This is a genomic window from Actinoplanes solisilvae (assembly GCF_003999975.1).
In the GTDB taxonomy this organism is placed as follows: domain Bacteria; phylum Actinomycetota; class Actinomycetes; order Mycobacteriales; family Micromonosporaceae; genus Actinoplanes; species Actinoplanes solisilvae.
In genome coordinates this window covers 185,363-206,429 of record NZ_RJAC01000008.1, presented here as the reverse complement: position 1 = coordinate 206,429, position 21,067 = coordinate 185,363, and the positions used below count along the sequence as shown (strand labels likewise).

The 21,067-nt window shown below is 72.9% G+C and carries 12 protein-coding genes; 8 read left to right on the top strand and 4 right to left on the bottom strand.

What is annotated here, in order from left to right; translation table 11 throughout:
* Positions 1 to 80: 80 nt before the first annotated feature.
* Entirely contained in the window at positions 81 to 1,415 is a 1,335-nt protein-coding gene (locus tag EER30_RS22035; protein WP_127502398.1) for a PucR family transcriptional regulator, read from the top strand.
* Here the strand turns inward: EER30_RS22035 and EER30_RS22030 are convergent.
* From EER30_RS22030 to EER30_RS22020, 3 genes are all read right to left on the bottom strand, one after another.
* Positions 1,397 to 2,212 (bottom strand): alpha/beta fold hydrolase, encoded by an 816-nt coding sequence (locus tag EER30_RS22030; protein ID WP_127502397.1) that lies wholly within the window; start codon positions 2,210 to 2,212, stop codon positions 1,397 to 1,399. The genes EER30_RS22035 and EER30_RS22030 overlap by 19 nt on opposite strands.
* Before the next feature lie 74 nt (positions 2,213 to 2,286).
* Positions 2,287 to 5,046 (bottom strand): helix-turn-helix transcriptional regulator, encoded by a 2,760-nt coding sequence (locus EER30_RS22025; RefSeq protein ID WP_127502396.1) that lies wholly within the window; start codon positions 5,044 to 5,046, stop codon positions 2,287 to 2,289.
* Positions 5,039 to 7,579, bottom strand: a complete 2,541-nt coding sequence (locus EER30_RS22020; RefSeq protein ID WP_127502395.1) for a LuxR C-terminal-related transcriptional regulator — start codon at positions 7,577 to 7,579, stop codon at positions 5,039 to 5,041. Before EER30_RS22020 ends, EER30_RS22025 begins: the two co-directional genes overlap by 8 nt.
* A 133-nt stretch (positions 7,580 to 7,712) precedes the next feature.
* Between EER30_RS22020 and EER30_RS49750 the strand changes: the two genes are divergently transcribed.
* The 7 genes from EER30_RS49750 to EER30_RS21985 all read left to right on the top strand — a co-directional run bounded on the left by EER30_RS49750 (position 7,713) and on the right by EER30_RS21985 (position 20,406).
* Positions 7,713 to 12,110, top strand: coding sequence for a LuxR C-terminal-related transcriptional regulator (locus EER30_RS49750; protein WP_127502394.1), 4,398 nt, complete (start codon positions 7,713 to 7,715; stop codon positions 12,108 to 12,110).
* Positions 12,111 to 12,179: 69 nt separating this feature from the next.
* Entirely contained in the window at positions 12,180 to 13,475 is a 1,296-nt protein-coding gene (locus tag EER30_RS22010; protein ID WP_127502393.1) for a cytochrome ubiquinol oxidase subunit I, read from the top strand.
* Positions 13,466 to 14,410 (top strand): cytochrome d ubiquinol oxidase subunit II, encoded by a 945-nt coding sequence (locus EER30_RS22005; protein ID WP_127502392.1) that lies wholly within the window; start codon positions 13,466 to 13,468, stop codon positions 14,408 to 14,410. The genes EER30_RS22010 and EER30_RS22005 overlap by 10 nt, the downstream gene beginning before the upstream one ends.
* 39 nt (positions 14,411 to 14,449) lie before the next feature.
* Positions 14,450 to 15,616 carry a UDP-N-acetylglucosamine--N-acetylmuramyl-(pentapeptide) pyrophosphoryl-undecaprenol N-acetylglucosamine transferase gene (locus EER30_RS22000; protein ID WP_127502391.1) on the top strand — a complete coding sequence of 389 codons (1,167 nt, stop codon included), beginning with the start codon at positions 14,450 to 14,452 and terminating at the stop codon, positions 15,614 to 15,616.
* 253 nt (positions 15,617 to 15,869) lie between these two features.
* Positions 15,870 to 16,691, top strand: coding sequence for a hypothetical protein (locus EER30_RS21995; RefSeq protein ID WP_127502390.1), 822 nt, complete (start codon positions 15,870 to 15,872; stop codon positions 16,689 to 16,691).
* 622 nt (positions 16,692 to 17,313) lie between these two features.
* Positions 17,314 to 18,384, top strand: a complete 1,071-nt coding sequence (locus EER30_RS21990; RefSeq protein WP_127502389.1) for a LacI family DNA-binding transcriptional regulator — start codon at positions 17,314 to 17,316, stop codon at positions 18,382 to 18,384.
* 57 nt (positions 18,385 to 18,441) lie between these two features.
* Entirely contained in the window at positions 18,442 to 20,406 is a 1,965-nt protein-coding gene (locus tag EER30_RS21985) for a right-handed parallel beta-helix repeat-containing protein (protein WP_127502388.1), read from the top strand.
* 70 nt (positions 20,407 to 20,476) lie between these two features.
* On the opposite strand, the gene EER30_RS21980 is transcribed toward EER30_RS21985, so the two are convergent.
* On the bottom strand, positions 20,477 to 21,022 hold the full coding sequence (locus tag EER30_RS21980) for a hypothetical protein (protein WP_127502387.1): 546 nt from the start codon (positions 21,020 to 21,022) through the stop codon (positions 20,477 to 20,479).
* Positions 21,023 to 21,067 lie beyond the last annotated feature (45 nt).

Sequence of the window (21,067 nt, the reverse complement as noted above, 5' to 3'; positions counted from 1 at the left end):
CAGTGACGCGCGGCACGCAGCGGTGCCGATACTGCGTTCGAGCGATGTCGTGGCCCGGCCCGGTGTTCCAGATTGGGGCAATGACGCCTGACGCCTTTGCCGGCCCGGACGGGGATTTCACGCCCGACGAGGTGGCGGCCATCCAGCGCTTCGCGGGGGCGGCCGCCGTCCAGCGCGCCGTGCTCACCGCCCGCCGCGAATTCGAGCGTACGCACGGCGAGCTGACCCTCCGCCTCGAGACGCTCGAGCGTACGGCGAGCATGGTGGACGCGCTGCTCGAACTGGCCACGGCCACCGAGCCGCCGCTGCCCACTGACGTCGCTGCGGCTGTGGCCGGCGGGCTCGACGCGGTCGCCGCGCTGCTCGACCCCGGCGGCCGCCTGATCGCCGCCCACCCGGCCGTCCCGCTCGTGGCCGCCTCGCCCGAGCTGGCCCGCCGGGCCGCCGCCGATCCGGGCGGGGTGGTCCACGAGGCGGGCACGTCCCACCTGTACGCCGTCTCGATCACCACCGCGGCCCGCGCCGAGGGCACGATCCTGGTCGTTCGGCGTGCCCCGCTCGACGACGACGAACTGGCCGCGCTGCGCCGGGCCGCGCACGTGCTGGCCGCCCTGCGCGTCCGGCAGAACGCGCTGCTGCAGGCGTACGAGGAATTGCGCACCGACCTGCTCACCGAATTGCTGAGCAGCCGCCGCCCGCTGGCCCGCCCGGTGCGGGTGCTGGCCGAGGCCCGCCGGTTCCCGCTCGACCGTCAGTGCGTCGTCGTCGCGGTCGACGGTGACGCCGCGATCGGCCGGGTCGTCGCGGACGCGGCCGGGCTGCTCGGCGGGGTCGGCGGCCGGTACGACGGGGTGCCCGTCGCGGTGCTGCCCGGCGACGACCCGCAGGCGGTGGTCGAGACGCTCGCCGCCCGGACGCGCCGGGTCACCGGCGAGGCGCCGCGGATGTGCGCGTCCGACCCGGCCGGCGCGGGGGAGGGGGCGCTGCCCGAGGCGTTCGAGGCCGCCCGCCACGGTCTGTCCCTGCTGCGGGCCGCGGGGTCGGCGCACCGCTGCGCGACCACCCGCGACCTCGCCCTCTATCGCCCGCTGTTCGACCCGCAACGCTCCGGCGACGTACGCGAACTGCTCGACGCGGCGCTGCGGCCGCTGCTGGACTACGAACGGGAGCACCGCATCGACCTGGTCGGTACGGTCCACGTCTTCCTCGCCACCGGCGGCAACGCCAGCCAGGCGGCGCGGCGGCTGTTCATCCACCCGAACACGATGACCAAGCGGCTGGAGCGGGTGGCGCGGCTGCTCGGCGACGGCTGGCAGGAGGGCGTCGACGGCCTGCGGCTGAGGCTGGCGCTGCACCTGCGCTCGTTGGGCGCCGAGGCGCTGGGCCCGGACGCCGCCTACGACCGGGCCGGATAGGCGAAGTCGAGCAGGGCCGGCGTGACCACCTCGGGAAAGGTCCACGTGAGGTGATGCGGCCCGCCGGCCACCGCGACCAGCCGCATGTCGCGGATCAGGCCGGGCAGCCGGGCCGCGGTCGCCGCGAACGGCAGCACCCGATCCTCGGCGCCGTGCAGCACCAGCGTCGGCACGTCGATCTTGGGCAGGTCGAGGCGGAAGTCGGTCAGGCACAGGGCGAGGACCCGCTCGATGGCCTGCGGGGAGGCGGCCGAGGCGCCCGCGAACGCCGCCTCGAGGTCGGAGGGCCCGACCCGCTGCGGGCCGAGCCGCCGGGCGTCGAGCGCCTCGTCGAGGAACGTCCGCAGGCGGTATTCGCCCGCTTCGGCCTGGGCCGCCTCGGCGACGCTGAGCTCGGCTGGGTCCAGGCCGGGAGGCAGAGCGGCCACCAGCACGGCGCGACCGATCCGGGCCGACCCGAACGTGCCGAGATAGCGGGTCACGTCGCCGGTGCCGGTCGAGAAGCCGGCCAGCACGACGTCGCGCAGGTCGAGATGCTCGAGCAGGCTGTTGAGGTCGGCGGCGAAGGTGTCGAAGTCGTAGCCGCCGGCCGCCCGGCTCGACGCGCCGAACCCCCGCCGGTCGTACGTGATCACCCGGTGCCCCGCCGCGCGCAGCGCCCGCGCCTGCCGGTCCCACGAGTCACGCCCGAGCGGCATTCCCGGCACGAGCAGCACCGGGCGGCCGTCGCCGTGGTCGTGGTAGGCGAGGAACACCTGGGCGCCGTTGTCGTCTCGGCCGACCGCGACTCGGGACATCGTGGCGCCTCTCCGAATGGGACAGAGACGATCAGTCTGGGGGACGGCGCGGGTCGCTGCATCGCACGGATGCGCTATCCGCGGTCGAGGGCGTCGCGCAGCGCGGCCCGCGACGTGACGCCGAGCTTGGGGAAGATGCGGTGCAGGTGGCCGCCGACCGTGCGGTGCGAGACACGCAGCCGCTCGGCGATCTGTTTGTTGCTCAGCCCGGCCGCGGCCAGCTCGGCGATCCGCCGTTCCTGCGGGGAGAGCCACTCACCCCGGCCAGGCCCGGCGATCGGCAGGCCCCCGGCGCGCAGTTCGCCCGCCGTGTGGCGGATCCAGCCCCGCGCACCGAGCCGTTCGAAGACCTCCAGCGCGGCGGTGAGCTGGATCCGGGCCGTCGCGCCCCGGCGGTGGCGGCGCAGGTGACGGCCGTACGCGAGCCGCACCCGGGCCAGATCGAAGGGCCACCTCTCGGCGTCCGGCACGGCCACGGCCATCTCGTACGCCTCCCCGTCGTCGAACGCGAGCCCGGCGCACCCGTCCACGACCATCTCGAGCCGCGCCGAGATCGCCCCGATCCCGCCCGCGCGCAGGGCGTCGACGTGCGCGCGGGCCTCGGCCTCGCGACCCGACCGGACAGCCCCCTCGACGAGCTCGGGCAGCACCCAGAGGGCGTGCGGCGTGTGGGCCGGCAGCGTCCCGGGCGCGGCGACGGACGCGGCCTGCCGATAGGCCTCGTCGAAGTCGCCGTCGCCGATCGCCGCCAGCGCGTGCACGTGCGCGGCGAACTGCGCGGTGAGCAGCGCGCCGTGTGCCGCGCCGTCGTCGGCCATCCGCCGGGCGGCGAGGCGGCCGGCGTCGGTGTCGCCCCGGGCCACCGCGGCCAGCGCCCGGTGATATCCGGTCAGGATGAGCTGGCTGCCGCGGATGCCGTGCGCCTCGCACAGTTCGGCCCCCTCGCGGGCCAGCGCGTCCAGTTCGGTCCACTGCCCTGACTGCCACAGGTCGTTGCAGGACGACACGATGGCGTGCACGGCCAGCGCCGCCGCGCCCGCGCGCCGGGCGTCGCGGACGACCCGGGCCAGCGGCTCCCGGCAGGCGGCCAGCCGGTCGGTGTAGACGCAGGCCAACGCCGTACGGGTGACCGCGATCGGATTGAGCTCGTCGCTCAGCCGCCCCACCGCGTCGTCGACCGTCTTGAGCAGCTCGGGCGTGAGCCGGGTGGCGTCGCCGAAGGCCTGCGCGGCGAGCTCGAGGTCGGGCGGCGCCTGGGGCCGCAGACGAGCGACGGCCCGCTCGAACGGCGCCCACGCCTCGGGCCGGCCCGAGAACCACGCGTTCATCAGCATCAGGTTCAGGGCTTCGATGAGCATCTCGTCCGACGCGTCGGCGTTGGCCGTGTACGCCTCCACGGCCGGGGTGAGCACGCGCCGCACCGCGTCGACGTCGAGGCCGCCGTTGAGCGCGACGTGCGCGACCACCAGCGCCACCGGCAGCGAACCGGCCAGGTCGGTGCCGGCCGCCCGGGCCCGGTCGAGCAGCCGGGCCGCGTCGCGCAGGTCGCCGGTCACGTCGGCGCGCAGGAACGCGGCCTCCAGCAGCCGCCGTGCCCGGTCGGCCGGGCGCGGGCTGAGCTCGGCGGCGCGGGCGAGGGCCTCGGCCGCGGCGACCGGCTCGCCCCGCCGGATCGACCGCTCGGCCCCGGCCCGCAGCCGCTCGGCCAGGGCTTCGTCGGTGCCCCGGGTCGCGGCGGCCAGGTGCGCGAGGTGCCGGTCGGGGTCGTAGGCCAGCACCGCGGCCAGGGCCCGGTGGGCGCGGCGGTGCTCGAGGTCGGTGGCCTGCAGCTGAGCGGCGGCCCGGAAGGTGGCGTGCGAGAACGCGATGCGCCGCGACGCCTCGTCGACGTAGACGACGTGCCGGCTCTCGGCCGGCGCGATCGTGGTCAGCAGGTCCAGGTGCGGCGCCGCACCCTGGATCGTGATCAGGTCGCCGTGCCCTTCGAGGGCGACCAGCAGCAGCACGTGGCGGGTCTCGGCCGGCAGCGCGGACAGGTAGATCTGCAGGGCGTTGTGGACGAAGTCGGTCAACGGCAGCACCGCCGGCAGCGGGTCGGCCCCGGTGCGCTGCCGGTCGGTCAGCGCGGCCGGGAACTCGACCAGCGCCCGCGAGTTGCCGGCGGCCTCGGCCACCACCCGGTCGCGCACCCGGGCGTCCATGTCGGGGTGCCGTGACCGCAGCATCTCGGCGGCGGCCGCGTCGTCCAGCGGCTGCACCGGCTGCTCGGGCAGGCCCGCCGTGTTGAGCAGCCCATATCCGTACGGGTCCCGCGCGGCCAGCAGCATCGCTACCCGGCTGCCGCCGAGCCGCCGGGCCACGAACGCGAACACCAGCGCGCTCGCCCGGTCGAGGTCGTTGGTGTCCTCGACGAGCACCAGCAGCGGCCGGCCTTCGGCGACGTGACGCAGCAGGCGCAGGGCCGCGTCCGAGACGCTCAGCCGGTCCGGGGCCGGTCCGTCGGCCAGGCCCAGCGCGACCCGCAGCGCGTCGCGGGAGGCCGGTGGGAGTGCGGCGAGGTCGTCGTGCAGCGGTGCGAGCAGCCGGTCGAGGGCGGCATGGTCGGGAGCGTCGCCGAGGACGGGTTTCTGACCGAGCGGGATGGCCCCGGGGCCGGTGCGCAGGATCCGGGCGCCGGTCGTGGCCGCGTACCGGGCGGCCGCGTCGAGCAGCACCGACTTGCCCACGCCGGGCTGGCCGATCAGCAGCCGGGCACCGCCGTGCACGGTCGCCTGGTCGACGAAGGCCCGGATCGCGGCGAGGTCCTGGGCCCGGCCGGGCAGCAGCTCACCCATGATGGTCCAGCGCGTCGCGCAGGCCGCCGCGCGACGCGACGCCCAGCTTGCGGTAGGCCTGGCGCAGATGGGCGCCGACCGTGCCGATCGAGACCTGCAGCCGGGCCGCGATCTGCCGGTTGGTCAGGCCACCGGCGGCCAGGTCAGCGACGCCCTGCTCGCGCGGGGTGAGCCGGTGGGCGGCCGGGCCGTTGCGGCGCGCGGCGGCCGCGTCGAGCTCGCGCGCCGCCCGCTCGGCCCACGGCGCCGCACGCAGCCGCTCGAACGTCGCCAGGGCCGCCGCGAGCTGCTCGCGGGAGCGCAGGCTCTGCCGCGCCCGGCGCAGCCGCTCGCCGAAGGCCAGCCGGATCCGGGCGCTGTCCCACGGATAGTGACCGGCGGCGGGCAGCGCGAGGGCCTCGTCGAAGAGCGCGAAGGCCCGGTCGTCGGGCGCGATCATCGCCCGGGCGGCCGTCATCCGCAGGGCCACCCAGGGCGTGACCCGGCCGGTGTGCGCCTGCTCCAGGGCCCGCACCTGGACGACGGCCTGATCGGTGCGACCGGTGCGCAACGCCGCCTCGACCACGTCGAACGCGGCTCGCGCGGTCACCACCGTCGGCGGTTGCGTGCCGGGCGGGCAGATCGCCGAGAACTGCCGGTACGCCTCCTCGTGATCGCCGCGCCCGAGCGCCGCCGTGGCCTGCAGGTGATAGCACCAGAACAGCAGACTGCCCAGCCCTCGCGGCGCCGCCCAGGCGATCAGCGCCCCGGTCTCGCGCAGCACCGCGGCGTGGTCGCCGCGCCCGGCCGCCACGTGCAGCGGGGCCACCCGCGACAACCGCCCGATGGCCGCGTAGCCCCGTTCCTCGCACAGACGCCCAGCCTCCTCACCGGCGGCGGTCGCGCCGTCCCAGTCCCCGGCCGCGAACAGGTCGAGGGCGATGGCCGTGAGCGCGGCGATCGAGCTGCGCACCGGGCCCTGCTCGATCACGCGGCGCAGGGCCGGGTGCAGCTCGGGTCCGCGGCCGAGCATCATCGCCGAGCCGAGGATCCAGTTGATCCGGTGCGGGTCGCTCTCGGCCGCGAACGCGTCGATCAGCTCGTCCATCAGCGCGAGGTCGGCGTCGGTGACCGCCGCCGGGCCGCGTACGGAGTCGACCCGCAGCCGCAGGACGGCCGGCACGTCGGGGCGCAGCCGGGCCAGCGCGCGATCGAGCGGCGGCCACAGCTCCGGCCGAGCGCCGAGCCGGCAGATCTCGCTGAGCTCGAACACCGCGTCGAGCAGCGCCGGGTCGCCCGGCGTGAAGGCGGCGTCCTCGAGGCTGGCGCAGAGCAGCCGGTGCGCGGTGTCCACATCGCCGTCGGTGTCGACCAGCAGCTGCGCGGCCGCGACGGCGACGGGCAGCGACCGGCCCGCGTCCGGGGTCGCCGCCTGGGCCGCGTCGAGCAGCTCGCGAGCGCCGCGCAGGTCGCCGTTGACGCCCGCGCCGACCGAGGCGGCCTGGGCCAGACGGCGGCTGCGTGCGGCCGCGTCGGTGCTCAGATCGGCCGCGCGCAGCAGCGCGGTGACGGCCGTGACCCCCTGCCCCTCGGCCAGCGCCTGACGGGCCACGTCGTCGAGCAGGCCGGCCACGGTCGCGTCGGGCCGCAGCGACACCGCGGCGAGATGCCAGGCCCGGCGCCCCGGCGAACCGGCGTGCCGGGCGGCCAGGTCGCGGTGGGCCTGGGCGCGTTCCTGAGTGGTCGACGCACCGACCACCGCCGCCCGCAGCAGCGCGTGCCGGAACCGGAGCCGGCCGGTCGCGGGGTCGGCGACGAGGATGCGGGCGCGGACGGCCGGGTCGAGGTCGTCGTCCAGGCCCGGCAGGTCGAGATCGGGGCCGTCGTTGAGCGCGGCCATCAGCAGCGCGCGGCGGGCCGGGCCGGGCAGGGAGTCCAGCTTCCAGACGTACGACCGTTGGAGCCGCCCGAGCGGCAGCGTGGGGATCGCCGGTCCGAGCCGTCCGAGCCGCCGGTCGGCCTCGATCACCGTGCCCAGCTCGATGATCGCCAGGGGGTTGCCCCGGGTGGCGGCGAGCACCCGGTTGCCGAGCTCGCCACGGCTCCGGGATCCGACCATGGCCGCGGCGACGGCCCGGTCGAGACTCTCGATCTCGAGCACCTCCATCGCCCCGAGCGGCGGATCGAGGCCGGCCGCGAGCAGCCCGATCCCGCGTTCGTCGAGCCGGGCGAGAACTTCGCGGCTCTGTTCGTCGGCCCAGTGCAGGTCGTCGACGACGACGAGGGCCGGCGGGCGCAGGTAAGAGGTGAGGTCGCCGGTGTGCGGATAGAGCAACTGGTGCAGTACGGCGCCCGGCAGGTCGGCCTCGAGCAGGGCGCCGGCCGCCCGATGGACCCGCATCCCGAGGCCGCGAGCCCGGTCGGCGGTCGCGTCCAGCAGCGTCGTCTTGCCCGCCCCTGGGTCGCCGACCAGGCACAACGCGGCCCCGTCGGTGGCGGCGCGGGCCAGGAAGGCGTCCAGCTCGGCCAGCTCCCGCGTGCGGTCGGCGATCACCCCGCGGCCTCCCTCCCCGACGAGGACCGCCCCATCCTCGGCTTCCCAAGGTCGTTCCGCATCGGCCAGGTCGCCAGCACACGTGCCCTTCCGCGCCTGGCGTGGCCGGTCATGGGCGGTTTAGCGTCGGCTGGTGGCGGTCGCCGGAGATGCCTCGCGGGACGGCCGCACCGTGCCCTTGCTCGGCCGCGACGCTGAGCTGGCGGCGCTGGCCGACCTCCTCGCCGAGGTGCGGGCGGGTCGCAGCCGCACGCTGATGCTGCGCGGCGAGGCCGGCTCGGGCAAGACGGCCCTGCTCGCCGATCTCGCCGCCCGCGCGACCGAGGCCGGCTGCAGGGTGGTCGAGGTGGCCGGCGTCGAGGCCGAGCGCGACTCGGTCCTCGGTGGCCTGCACCAGCTCTGCCTGCCGATGCTGCCCGGCCTCGCCGCGCTGCCCCCGGCCCAGCGGACCGCCCTGGAAGTGACGTTCGGCCTGGCCGAGGGGCCCGCGCCCGACCGGTTCCGGGTCGGCCTGGCCGTGCTGGGCCTGCTCGCCGAAACCGCCGCCGAACGGCCGCTGATCTGCCTGATCGACGACGTGCAGTGGCTCGACGCCGCCTCGGCCCGCACCCTCGCCTTCGTCGCCGGGCGCCTCGACGCCGAATCGGTCGGCCTCGTGCTGGCGACCCGCGACGCCGGCGACCCGACGCCCGGGCTGACCCTCGCCGGCCTGCCCGACGACGTCGCCCGCGACCTGCTCGACCGTGCCCTGACGGCCCCTCTCGACCCGACCGTACGGGACCAGATCGTCGCCGAGGCCCACGGGAACCCGCTCGCCCTGCTGGAACTGCCCCGGTCGCTGAGCTCCGCCGAGATAGCGGGCGGGTTCGGGCTGCCGGGCGCGATCCCCGGGCGCGTCGAGGAGGGTTTCCGTCGCCGGTTCGCGGCCCTGCCCGCCGCCACCCGCACCCTCGCGCTGCTCGCCGCGGCCGACCCGGCCGGCGACCCGGTGCTGGTGTGGCGGGCCGCCGCCCTGCTCGGCGTGGGCGCGGCCGCGGCCCGTCCCGCCGCCGCGGCCGGGCTGGTCGAGTTCGGCGACCGCGTCCGGTTCCGGCATCCGCTGGCCCGCTCGGCGGCCTACCGCGAGGCGAGCGCAGCCGACCGCCGCGCGGCCCACGACGCTCTGGCCCGCGCCACCGACCCGGTCGCCGACCCCGACCGGCGCGTCTGGCACCGGGCGCGGGCCACCGACGGCCCCGACGAAGAGGTGGCCGCCGAGCTCGAGCACTCGGCGCGACGGGCCGAGGCGCGCGGTGGGGTGGCCGCGGCGGCTGCCTTCCTGGAACGCTCGGCGCGGCTCACCCCCGACCCCGGGACCCGGGCGGCCCGTTCGATCGCCGCCGCGCGCGACAAGGTGCTGGCCGGCGCGCCTGACGAGGCCGGCGCCCTGCTGGCCGCGGCCGGGACCGGCCCGCTGGACGCCCCCGCCGCGGCCCGGCTGCACCTGGTTCGGGCCCAGCTCGCCTTCGCCACGAACCGGGGCAGCGAGACCCCGCCGCTGCTGCTGGCCGCGGCCCGCGGCCTCGAACCGGTCGACCCCGAGGCGGCCCGCGACACCTATCTGGACGCGCTGCTCGCGGCCGGGTTCGCCGGTCGGCTGGCCACACCCGAGGGCGACGTGCGCGCGGTGGCCCGGGCGGCGGGCGCCGCGCCCCGGCCCGAGGGCCCGCCGACCGTCCTCGACCTGATGCTGGACGCCGCGGCTTCGATCTACAACAAGGGGTACGCGCCGGCCGTGCCGCTGATGCGCGAGGCCCTCGACGCGCTCGACGGCTACGAGCCCGACCGGCACGAGCTGCGCTGGCTCTCGCACGCGTGGGGAATGGCCAACCACATCTGGGACGACGAGCGCTGCGCCCGCGTGGCCGGCCGCTACCTGGAGCTGGCCCGGCACGCCGGGGCGCTGTCCGACCTGCCGCTGGCCCTGATCGCGGCCCTGCAGCTGAAGGTCTTCGGCGGCGAGCTGACGGCGGCCGCCGAGCTGGCCGAGGAGATGCGCACCGTGACCGAGGTGACCGGCGCGCGCCTGGTCCCGTACGGACTGCTGCACCTCAGTGCCGTGCGAGGGCGCCCGGCCGAGGCGCAACCCCTCATCGAGTACGCCCTGCGCACCGCCGGTGAACGCGGCGAAGGGTACGGCGTCTCGGCCGCCGAGTTCGCGAGCGCGGTGCTCAACAACGGCCTGGGCCGCTACGACGAGGCACTGGCCGCGGCCCGCCGCGCCACCGAGGGCGCCTTCGAGCTGGGCTTCACCGCCCGGGGTCTGATCGAGGTGATCGAAGCGGCGGTCGGCGCCGGGCGGCCCGAAGAGGCCGAGGTCGCGTACGGCCGGCTCAGCGAGACGACCCGAGCCGCCGGAACCGACTGGGCACTGGGGCTGGCGGCCCGCGCCGACGCGCTGATGGGGGAGAAGCCGGAGGACCACTACCGGGAGGCCGTCGAGCGGTTCGGGCGTACCCGGATCCGCCTCGAACTGGCCCGCACCCACCTGCTGCACGGCGAGTGGCTGGTGGCGCGGGGACGGCCGGTCGAGGCCCGCGTCCCGCTGCGCGCCGCCCGCGGGATGCTCGAACAGATGGGGGTCGAGGCCTTCGCCGGGCGGGCGCGGCGGGCGCTGCGGGCCGCCGGCGAGATCGTCCGCACCCGGCCCGCACCCACCCCCGTGAGCGTGCTGACCAGGCAGGAGGCCCAGATCGCGGGCCTCGCGCGGGACGGGCTCTCCAACCCCGAGATCGGCGCCCGGCTGTTCCTCAGCGGCCGCACCGTGCAATACCACCTGACCAAGGTCTTCGCGAAGCTCGGCATCCGGTCGCGCGGCCAGCTCCACCGGGCCCTGGAAGCCCGCGCCTCCGCCGTTCTCCGCGCGCCCGTGCCGCGTCCCTCGGCGCCGCGGCCACGCGCCGAGCCCGACGCCGAGCCGGACGAGCACCTCGCCGCCGAACTCGAGACGTCAGCCCGGCAGACCCACGACCTACCGCTCGCGGCCGACCTGCTGGAACGGGCCACGATGCTCACCCCCGACCTGCGGCGCCAGGCGAGCCGGGCGTTCGCGGCGGCCGTGGCCAAACAGCAGGCGGGCGAGCGGGACGCGGCCGCCGAGCTGCTGGCCGTGGCCGAGGCGGGACCGGCCGACGAGCTCACCCAGGCCCGCATGATGGTGCTGCGCGGCCAGCTCGAACTCGCCTCCGGCAACAGCGCGGGCGCCCCGGCCCGGCTGCTCGACGCGGCCCGCCGGTTCGTCCCGATCGACCCCGAAGCGGCCCGCGACACCTACTTGGAGGCGCTCGCCGCCGCGACCCACGCCGCCCGCCTCGCCACCCCGGCCGGGCTGCTCGAGGTGGCCCGGGCCGTGCCCGCGCCACCCGACGACCCGCGCCCGCCCGATCTGCTGCTGGCCGGCCTCGTCGCGCTGATCACCGACGGGTACGAGGCCGGGGTCCCGCTAGTGCGCCGCGCCCTCGCCGCGTGGGGCACCGGCGAACCGGCCGAGACGCTGCGCTGGGCGGTCGCGGCCACCCGGGTCACCGTCGACATCTGGGACGACGAGACCTGGCGCGACCAGTCCGCGCGGCAGGCCGGGCTGGCCCGCGACACCGGCGCCCTGTCCGCCCTGCCGATCCTGCTGCTGCAACAGGTGGGGTACCTGCTGCACGCCGGCGAGTTCGCCGCGGCGGAAGCGGCCGTCGCCGAGATCAGCTCGGCCGCGCTGCCCGAGTTCGGGCCGATGATGCTGGCCGCGTGGCGCGGCGACGAGCGGGCCGGTGAGCTGATCGAGACAGTCGCGCGGGACGTCACCGCCCGCGGGTACGGCATGGGGCTGAGCCTCGCGCACTACACCGCGGCCGTGTTCGCGAACGGGCTCGGTCGATACGAGGACGCCCTCGCCGCCGCCGCGCTCGCCACGGCGTACCCGCCGGAACTGGGGTTCGCGAATCTGGCGCTGCCCGAACTGATCGAGGCAGCGGTGCGCGCGGGGCAGCCTGACCTGGGACTTCGCGCTGTCGAACGGCTCGCGCGGACCACCGGGCCGGCGGGCACGGCGTGGGCGATGGGCATCGAGGCGCGGGCGCGGGCCCTGCTCGCTTCGGACGACGAGGCCGAGGAGCTCTACGGGCGGGCGATCTCGCTGCTCACGGGGGTCGAGCTCGCTCGCGCGCACCTGCTCTACGGCGAGTGGCTGCGGCGGGAACGGCGGCGGGCCGACGCACGGGAACAGCTTCGGACCGCGTACGGGAAACTGGTTGAGATCGGGATGGGCGGGTTCGCGGAACGGGCGCGCCGCGAGCTGCTGGCCACCGGTGGGCCGGTCAGCGGGCCGCTGACCGCGCAGGAGGAGCAGGTGGCGCGGCTGGCCCGCGACGGGCTGTCCAACCCCGAGATCGCCGTACGCCTGTATCTGAGCGCCCGCACCGTGCAGCACCACCTGAGCCGAGTCTTCGCCAAGCTCGGCATCGGCTCGCGCGGCGAGTTGCACCGGGTCCTGCCCGACTGATGTGAGCACCACCCACTCTCTCCCGCTCCGAAGTGTCGGATCTTCCTCCTGCGGGTCGCGTTCCCGCTGGTGAGGCTGGACGGCGTGGACATGGGCGGCGCCGGACCCGCGCGCCTGCTGATGGGTGGCACGCTGGGATTTCACATCATCCTGGCCTGCCTCGGGATCGCGCTGCCCACGATCGTGGTCGCGGCCGAGGCGATCGGCCTGCGCCGCCAGGACGGGACCGCCATGCTGCTGGCCCGCCGCTGGTCGCAGGTGCTCGCGGTGCTGGTCGCGGTCGGGGCGGTCACCGGCACCGTGCTGTCGTTCGAGATGAGCCTGCTGTGGCCGGGACTGATGGAGCGCTACGGCGCGGTGCTCGGCCTCCCGTTCGGTCTCGAGGGCGTCTTCTTCCTGCTCGAGGCCGTCTTCACCGCCATCTACGTGTACGGGTGGAACCGGCTCCCGCCGCGCGTGCACATCTGGACCGGCGTCCCGGTGATCATCAGCGGTCTCGCCGGCGCGGCCTCGGTCGTCGCCGTGAACGCCTGGATGAACCAGCCCGGCGGCTTCACCGTGGTCGACGGGGTGGTGACGAGGGTCGATCCGTGGCGCGTGTTCTTCAACGGCGCGTTCGGCTACGAGGTGCCGCACATGATCCTGGCGGCGTACATGGTCTCGGGCTTTCTCGTGGCCAGCGTCTACGCCGCGGGTTGGCTGCGCGGCCGCCGCGACCGCTACCACCGGCTCGGCTTCCTCATCCCGTTCGCGATCGCCGGCGTGCTGGCGCCCGTGCAGGTCCTGGTCGGCGACGTCGCCGCGCGGGCCATCGCGAAGGATCAGCCGGTCAAGTTCGCGGCCATGGAGTACGTCACCACGACCGGCCCGCACCAGCCCGAGTACCTGGGCGGCGTCTACGTGGACGGCAAGGTCTACGGCGCCCTGCGCATCCCCGACCTGGACTCGATCCTGGTCGGCTTCAGCCCGGACACCGTCGTGCAGGGCCTCGACTCGGTGCCCGTGGAACTGCGACCACCGTCGCCGACCCTGCTGCACCTCAGCTTCGACCTGATGGTGCTGATCGGCACGGCCCTCGTGCTGCTCCCGCTCTGGGCGGTCGTGCTGCGCCGGTTACCCCGTACGAAATGGTTCTGGTGGGCGGCCGTGGCGGCGGGACCGGCCGCGGTCGTGGCGATGGAGTGCGGCTGGATCGTCACCGAGGTGGGCCGCCAGCCGTGGGTCGTCTACGGGCTCCTGAAGACCTCCGACGCGGCGACCACCGACGACGTCACCGGCATCCTGACCTTCGTCGTCATCGGCTACACCGGGCTGGCCGCGGCGACGATCTGGGTGTTGCGAAGGATGGCGCGCCGATGGCGGTGACCCTGGTCTACGGCGCCCTGTTGGTGACCGCGACCCTCTACGTCACGTTCGGCGGCGCTGACTTCGGGGCGGGCTTCTGGAACCTGCTCAGCGCCCGCGACCCCGCCTCCCGCAAACTGATCGACGAGTCGGTCACCCCGGTCTGGGAGTCGAACCACGTGTGGCTGGTCTTCGGCCTCGTCCTGTTCTTCACCGGATTCCCGGCCGCGTCGGCGCACGTCTGGACCAGCGAGGCGCCGGCCCTGTGGCTCGCGCTGCTCGGCATCGTGGCCCGCGGGGTGGCCTTCGCCTTCCAGGCCGTGGTGGGGGAGCGGGCGCTGCTCTCGGGGCTGTTCGCGGCGTCGTCGATCCTCACGCCGTTCTTCATGGGCTGGGTGATCGGCGGCGTGGTGGGGGCGTCGCCGCCGGCGTTCGGCGTGCTGTTCGTGGCGGCGGGCGCCTACCTGGCGGCGACCTACCTGGTGCGGGAGGCCGAGATCCGGGACCTGCCCGCCCTGGCCGCGCGGTTCGCCCGGCGGGCCGTCTGGGCCGCGGCGGTCACCGGTGCGGTGTCGGTCGTCTGCCTGGTGCTGCTCTCCCGCACGGACGCGCGACTGGCCGGACGGCTGCTCGGGGCCGCCCTGCCGCTGACCGTGCTGGCCGCGCTGTGCGGGTCGGCGGTTCTCGTCCGGCTGGCCACCGGGCGTACGCGGTTGGCGCGGCCGCTCGCCTGGGTGGGCGTCGCCGCTGTCGTGTGGGCGTGGGGCGTCGCGCAGCATCCGCTGCTGGTCCCGTCGGCCGCGATCACCGTTTCGGAGGCCGCCGCCCCGCAGTCGACGCTGGTCGGGCTGCTGGTCGTCGGCGCCGTGGCAGTGGTGCTCGTCACGCCGTCGTTCGTGCTGCTCTTCAGCCTTCAGGCCCGCCGTCGGCTCGTCGACCCGTCGGCGACTGATTAGACTCCCGGGCACCGATAGACCCCCCTCGGAATGGCTGGTATGTCCCTCTATAGCGCGAACCGTCTGCACAAGCTCCGCATGATCGTCACGGGCGGCGGCACGGGCGGGCACACCTACCCGGCCCTGACCACGGTCACCACCCTGCAGGCGCGGCTGCGCGAGACGGGCACCGAACCCGAGCTGCTCTGGGTCGGCGTGGCCGACGGTCTCGAAGCGCAGATCGCGGTGCGCAACGGCATTCCGTTCAAGGCGCTGATCACCGGCAAGCTGCGGCGCTCGACGAACCCTCGCGATCTGCTGCGCAACCTGGTCGACGCGTTCCGCATCCCGCTCGGGGTGCTGCAGGCGGCGCTGACCGTCGCGCGCACGAAGCCCGCGGTGGCGCTGAGCACGGGCGGTTATGTGTCAGTGCCGATCGGGCTGGCCGCGTGGCTCTTCCGCGTGCCCTACCTGCTGCACGAACAGACCCTCAGCATCGGCCTGGCCAACCGGATCCTCGCCCGGGTGGCGACCCGCATCCTGCTCAGCCACGAGGCGTCGCTCAACCACCTGCCCGCCCGCGCGCGCTCTCGCGCCGTGGTCACCGGCAACCCGATCCGGCCGGCCGTGCTCACCGGCGACCGCGCCAAGGGCCTGGCGGCGTACGGTCTCGACCCGAACCTGCCGTTGGTGCTGGTCACCGGGGGTGCGACCGGCGCGCAGCAGATCAACCGCATGGTGACGGGCGCCCTCAACGACCTGCTGCCGTACTGCCAGATCGTGCACCAGTGCGGCAGCCACGGCCACGCCGAGATGAGCCAGGTCGCGGCGAACCTGCACCCGCAGCTGGCGCACCGCTTCCGGGTCGTCGACTTCATCCACGACGAGATGCCCGACCTGCTCGCGGCGGCCGACGTGGTGGTCGCCCGCAGCGGCGCGGGCACGGTCGCCGAGCTGACGGCGCTGGGCAAGGCCATGGTGCTGATCCCCTACCCGTACTCGGCCGGCGGCGAGCAGCGCATCACGGCCCGCCACCTGTCCGAGGCCGGCGCGGCCATGATGCTCGACAACGAGTCAGCCACCCCCGAAGCCCTGCGCGACTCGGTAGGCATGCTCCTGGCCGACCCCAACCGCCGAGCCACCATGGCCCGAGCCGCCACCGCCCACGGCCGCCCCGACGCCGCCGACCGCGTCGTGTCGGAGATCCTGGCCATCACCGCACGCTGATTTCTCGCCCGTTGACCTGAACCGCACAGCGAAGCTATTTACCAGATTTTGTGTCGGCTTTTGTCTTTGGCGTGACGGACCAGCTGAGACATAAGGCCGGCTGTTTGGGCTTCGCCACGCGCCGACGGGGCCAACGCTCCTGGTAGAGCCGCCACCGCTGCTCGGGGCCCAGCCCCAAAGGACAACGGGAGCCAGAGGGTCTGGACCTGTGGCCAGCCGACTGAACTCCCGTTTGTGTCACTACCGTAGCACGGTGGCTATCACCGGAGCGTTCGACGAACACGTCGTACAGCGCATGCTCGAGATGTGTCATCCTGCCACGCCCTGGTGGCGGCGGCTCTGGCAACCAGGGACGGCTTTGATTGCGCAGGAGCTTCTTGAAGCCGGCGATCCTGCCATGTCGGCTAGTGATCATGCGCGCGACACGCTTCTTGCCCAATTGCGCAGCCGTGCAATGACCGATCCAGGCTGCGGGCCGCCCGCACGGCGATCCGCAGTGGGGAGGGTTCTACCCGCAAAGTCGGCCTCGATTGTCAGGCCAGGCCGTAGTTGGTGCCTTCTTGATCAATACACCCAAGCGATACGGGAAAGCTATCTGATCAATTGGGCGAATGAGCTTCGAGGGCCTGGTGGGCAGTCGATGCCTTCGGCAGAGGCAACCGCTCGGCTATTAGTTGCCTATCTGCTGGATGAAGGTTGCAGCGAGAAGTTTGTGCATCGCTGGTTGACCTACCACGTGAAACACGACACGACAATATATCGACTGGCTGACCTTCTGGAGGTTCTAGCCGCTCGCATGTCGCAACCTGTGGCTCCCATCGAGATTCTGATACCTCTCGCGGCTGAAGTAGTGCTGCCGCGGCCTATACCGGCTGGCTGGCTTACCGCCGTCCAGGCGCGGCATTGGCGTGCAGAAAATATTCCGGGCGCCTCTCCCACGCGTCAGCACGGAGCTCTTGTTCTCGCTGTCACGGCGCGGGACATCTACGCCGCAGCCCTGGAGATCAGGGAAAGCATACAGCGGCGGAACGCATCTCACTTATTGTCGGGTGTGCACTGGTGCGGGCAGAGATGACAAGCCTGGCATGGGCGCATCAACGAGCCGCAGCCGACCAGCTTTCAACTGATATTCGTTCTGCGGGGACCAATAAGGAGCGTGCGCGTATAGCTATCACCGCCATCTCTGCCGGAGACTCTCTAACGCTTCCTCGTGTGGAGGACCGTAACGGGCTGGGCCGGATGCGTGGCCTGGCCGAAGATCCGTACGCGTTCGTGGTAGGCGCGACGCGATGCCTGGAGATGACCTTCAGCGCCCTTTATCGCCAACGCAACGCGCTGGCTCACGCAGGCGGCACTGACGCTGTAGCGCTCCGGTCAACATTAGCTCGCGCCGCACCTCTTGTTGCGGCAGGCGTCGATCGCATCGTGGATGTGGCCCTCGACGAAGGCGTCGGCCCGTTGGAGCTTGCCGCACGAGCAAGCCTCCGATTGGAGAACTTGCGGGGAAGCCACGCATCCGCGGCCGTGGACCTGTTGAGTTAATCGTTCGCGGCGCCTCCTGCTGTTCTCATTGCAGGCGGCAGGTCGGTCTTGCGTCCCCGCGTCCTCCCGCTCTTTCCTTGCGCTCCGGCTCCCAGCAGCCTTCTCGCTCTGGCCGAAAGTTTGCGATCCGGGGTTTCGGGGGCGACCATGCAGGGATGGTTCGTGAGTCGCAGCGGGCGACGCTGGCTGCTGTTGCCCGGGAGGCCGGCGTTTCGGTGCCGACCGTGTCGAAGGTCGTCAACGGGCGTACCGATGTTGCCGCCGACACCCGGGCCCGCATCGAGACGCTGCTCAATCGGCATGGGTATGTCGCTCGGGGGCTGGGCGGGGCGCAGCCTGTGGCACGCACAGTCGACCTGGTCTTTGATGCCATGCGGACGCCCAACAACCTCGACATCTTGCACGGGGCGCTCGAAGCGGCGGCGGCCGAGGACGTTGACGTTGTCGTCGGCACGGTGCCTCGGGACCCGCTCGGGGCGGCCTGGGCGCGGCGGCTGGCGTCGGCGCGCCGTGAAGGGCTGATCCTCGTTACGTCGACGATCAATCCGCAGCAGTGGCGGCACTTCGCTGAGCAGCAGATTCCTCTTGTCACGATCGATCCGATCAACCTGCCCGACCCCGAGGTGCCCAGCGTCGGGGCGACCAATTTCAACGGCGGCATGGCGGCCACCCAGCACCTGCTCGAGCTGGGGCATCGCCGCATCGGGTTCATCGAGGGGCCGCCGGGGGCGATGGTCGCGATCGCCCGCCTGCACGGTTATCACGCGGCGTTGTCGCAGGCCGGCCTGACCGTCGACCCTTCGTTGATGACGGCGGGCCCGTTCTCGTTCGACACCGGGTTCACGGCCGCGCTGCGACTGCTCGGGCGCGAACCCCGGCCGACGGCCCTCTTCGCCTCGAACGACTCGCAGGCGCTCGGCGCGATCGAGGCGGCCCGCACGCTGGGGCTGCGCGTTCCCGAGGACGTCAGCGTGGTCGGGTTCGACGACATCAACGCCGCGCAGTCGTCGGCGCCGCCGCTGACCACTGTTCGTCAGCCGTTCGCCGAGATGGGCCGCGTCGCGGTGCGCCGGCTGCTACGACTGGTCGCGGGGGAGACGCTCGGTTCCCCGCGGATCGAGCTGGCCACCGATTTGATCATCCGCAAGTCCACGGCAGCTCCGTCCACTGCGTCGGCGGCGACCCGGCCGCCCGTCCCACCGGCTCGAAACATTTCGAGCTCTTGACAGCGGCTTTTCGTAATTTTACGTTGACGCCAGCTCGACACAGAAAGGCTTCGCCCCATGACGTCTGTGTTCCACGTGGCGACCACCGGCTCCGACGCCGCCCCCGGCTCCGCTGACCAGCCCTTCCGTACGATCAATCGCGCCGCCGCCCAGGCCGCGGCCGGCGACACCGTGGTCGTGCACGCGGGGGAGTACCGCGAGTGGGTCAAGCCCCGCCGCGGCGGCCTCAGCGACACCCGCCGCATCACCTATCAGGCCGCCGAGGGCGAGCACGTCGTCATCAAGGGCTCCGAGCGTGTCACCGGCTGGGAGAACGACGGCGGCACAGTCTGGAAGGCATCGATCCCCAACGTAGTTTTCGGCGACTTCAACCCGTACGCGGAAGAGGTTGGGGGTGATTGGGTGGTCTACGGCAAGGACGCGCCGCGCAAACACCTGGGCGATGTCTACCTCGACGGGGTCAGTTTCTACGAGGCCGGGTCGCGCGCCGAGCTCGACGAGCCGCCGCTGCGCACCGAGGTCGTCGACAATTGGACCAGAACCGTCACGCCGATCCGTAATTCGTCGCAGACGCGCTATGTCTGGTTCGCCGAAGTCGGCGAGGAATCCACGACCATCTGGGCCAATTTCCACGACGCCGACCCGAACGTCGCGCTGGTCGAGATCAACGTACGCCGGTCGGTCTTCTACCCCGTCGTTCCGCATCTCGACTACATCACCGTGCGCGGATTCGAGCTCGCCCAGGCCGCCTGCCCGTGGACGCCGCCGACCGCCGACCAGCCCGGACTCATCGGGCCGAACTGGTCCAAGGGCTGGATCATCGAGGACAACGTCATCCACGACGCGAAGTGCTCGGCGATCTCGATCGGCAAGGAGGCGTCGACCGGCCACAACTACGCCACCGAACGCGGCGACAAACCCGGCTACCAATACCAGCTCGAATCTGTTTTCTCGGCGCGGCAGATCGGCTGGGACAAGGAGCACATCGGTTCCCACGTCATCCGCCGCAACACGATTTACGACTGCGGGCAGAACGGCATCGTGGGTCACCTCGGCTGCGTCTTCTCGACCATCGAGGACAACCACATCTACAACATCGCGTTGAAGCGCGAGTTCTACGGGTACGAGATCGGCGGCATCAAACTCCACGCGGCGATCGACGTCGAGATCCGCCACAACCGCATCCACGACTGCTCGCTCGGCGTCTGGCTCGACTGGGAGACGCAGGGCACGCGGATCAGCCGCAACGTGCTCTACAACAACAGCCGCGACATCTTCATCGAGGTCAGCCACGGCCCCTATCTGGTCGAGCACAACGTTTTCGCCTCCCCCGCGGCGATCGAGCTGTTCAGCCAGGGCGGCGCGTTCGTCAACAACCTCATCGCCGGTACCGTCCGCGTCGAAGCCGTGATGGACCGGGCCACGCCCTACCACCGTCCGCACAGCACGCAGGTCGCCGGTTACGCGTACATCCGCGCCGGCGACGACCGATGGATCGGCAACCTTTTCGTCGGCGGAGACCCCGTTTCCGCGTACGGTCCTGAAGCGGAGGGCAAAGCTCCGGCGCTGACCGGCACGTCTTCGTACGACGGCTACCCGGTTTCGTTCGACGACTATCGTTCGCGCATCGAGGCGCAGCCCCCAGGCGACCACCAGCGCTACCTGACCGTCGAGCAGGCCGTCTGGACGAGGGCGAACGTCTTCGCGGCGGGCGCCCGCCCGTTCGACGGCGAGGTCGACCCGCTGGTCGTGCCGTCCGGGATGGTCGCCGTGACTGACGAGGGCGACACCGTCCACCTGGTCACCGACCTGCCCGCCGAGTTCGACTCGGTGCGCCTGGGCCCGGTCTCGGGCCGAGACCTCGAACGGGTCCGTTTCGCCGACGCCGAGTTCGAGGAGCGCGACGGCACCCCGGCCGTGATGGCGGCCGACCTGGTCGGCACCCCGAAGCTTTCGGGCGACTTCCCGGCCGGCCCGCTGACCACCCTGGCGTCGGGCCAGTCCACCACCCGCATCTGGTAGATCCTTCGAGCGAGGCCCGAGATCCGTGATCTCGGGCCTCGTTCATGCCCCCGGACTCCCCAGGGGTCGATCATCGATCTCGATCGCGAGATGCAGGTGACTCCGGCGAGGACGATCCGGCCGCGCCGTCGCGCCCTGGCAATTCAGAGATGGCTCCGCGAGCGCGCACTCCGAAACCTGTTACTTGCCTTTGTCGCGCTACTCTCGGCAGCAAGGGTTGCTCGGATTTGTCTTCGACGTTTTCGGCGGCGGTGCCCGGGTTGGCGAAATGCCGCAAAGTCACCAAGGCCAACAAGCCGCTGACGATCCCGAAGACCCAGCTCGCACGCTCAATCCATACCCATGTGTTCGTTGATTCGCCGGCGAGCTCTTGCCGCCATGTGAAGAGGACGCTACCGATGGCCATGGCCGCCGATATGCAGATCATGGCTGCTGTCCACAGGCACATCGCTCTCGCGAGTTCTGCCAGTGCGCGAATAATGGCAGCGCGGAATTTAGCCGGAGTTCGCCTCACCGCTAATACAAACATTGCAAGTAGGGAACCGAATCCGATGACCCACCCAAGGGTTGTGATCAACGCAGCGATGACGAGCGGTTCCAGGAATGATGCGGGCACGAGGACGCGTCCTTCCGTCTCCGCAAGACTCAATGAGTCATTGCG